General features: G+C 69.4%; 2 protein-coding genes. One reads left to right on the forward strand and one right to left on the reverse strand.

Annotated features, from left to right (window positions below; all coding sequences use genetic code 11):
* A partial coding sequence (locus BIS11_RS17675) for a Smr/MutS family protein (protein ID WP_253586738.1) occupies positions 1-390 on the forward strand: 390 nt, incomplete at its 5' end.
* An 18-nt stretch (positions 391-408) separates the two neighbouring features.
* Here BIS11_RS17675 and BIS11_RS17680 read toward each other — a convergent pair.
* Positions 409-1362: patatin-like phospholipase family protein (locus BIS11_RS17680; protein ID WP_253586739.1), on the reverse strand; the 954-nt coding region annotated here is incomplete at its 5' end.

Raw genomic sequence — 1362 nt, forward strand, 5'->3', positions numbered from 1 at the left:
CCCACCGGGCGCACCTCGGATGGCCGCGTGGAGGCGGTGCGCCCGTCGGAGTACCTGGAGTTCGCCCTGCCCGATCTGCCCTACCGCACCCTCAGCCAGCTCAAGCGTGGCCAGACGCCCTGGCAGGCGGGGCTCGACCTTCACGGCTATACCCTGGAGGAGGCGCGCACCGAGCTCGAGAGTTTTCTGACCGACGCCGCCGCCCAGCGCCTTCACTGCGTGCTGGTGGTACACGGCAAGGCCTGGGGCGCCACGGCGGACTTCCCTGTGCTCAAGAGCCACACCAACGCCTGGCTCAGGGAGTGGCCGGGGGTGCTGGCGTTCTGCTCGGCGGTGGACGCCGACGGCGGCACCGGCGCGCTCTACGTGCTGCTGCGCCGCCCGCGCTGAGTCGGCCCTGCCGTTTCCCTATTCGGTGGCATCGGAGGCGATGCCCGGCATGCGCCGCTCCAGCGCCTCGTCGCCCATGTGGCGGCCCAGGCGGATCAGGTCCTTGGCGCGGTGGAACTCGTAGGTGCTGCACACCGTCTTGGGAATCTCGATCAGCACGTCCGGCGGGTAGCCCGCCACCTTGTACTTGGCCAGCGCCGCCTGGGTGATGTCGAAGGACTCGAGGATCATGTCGAGCTTGCCCCACTCGCGCTGCCCGCGCGCCTCGAGACTCTCCTCCCCCTCGTCGTCGTTCTGGGCACCGAAGCCGTCCCACAGCCGCCGGGTGGCGGCGCGCACCTCGCTCATCCAGCCCCCCAGGCGAGCCTCCCGGTCGCGCTCCTGCTGGCTGCGCGCCTCCACCTCCTTGGGCAGGAGTTCTTCCAGCGTCACCGGTTGTGGACTGTGGGCGGTGACGTTCACCGCCACCACCAGATCCGCCTCGTGGGCGGAGAGGATCGGCATCATCGGCAGCGGGTTCAACAGCCCGCCATCCACCAGCACCTGATCGTTCAGGTGCACCGGGGTGATCACCCCGGGCACCGCGATGGAGGCGCGAATGGCGCGCAAGAGCGGCCCCTTCTGGAACCACACCTCGCGCTGGCGCACGAGATCCGTTGCCACGGTGGTCACCGGGATGGGCAGGTCTTCGATCAGCGTGTCGCCGATCAGGGACTCGAGCTTGCTCATCACCTTGCTGGCGCGCATCGCGCCCATCGGGCTCCAGGTCACGTCGACGAGCTTCAATACGTCCAGGTAGTCCAGGTTGCACACCCACTCGCGGTACGCGGGCAGCTTGCCGGAGGCGTAGATGCCGGCGATCAAGGCGCCCATCGAGCAGCCGGCGATCGAGATGATCTCGAAGCCGCGCGCCTCCAGCGCCTCGATCACGCCGATGTGGGCATAGCCCCGCGCCCCGCCGCTGCCCAGTAC

Origin of the sequence: Halomonas sp. 707D4 (assembly GCF_024158685.1) — a bacterium.
Lineage (GTDB): Bacteria > Pseudomonadota > Gammaproteobacteria > Pseudomonadales > Halomonadaceae > Vreelandella.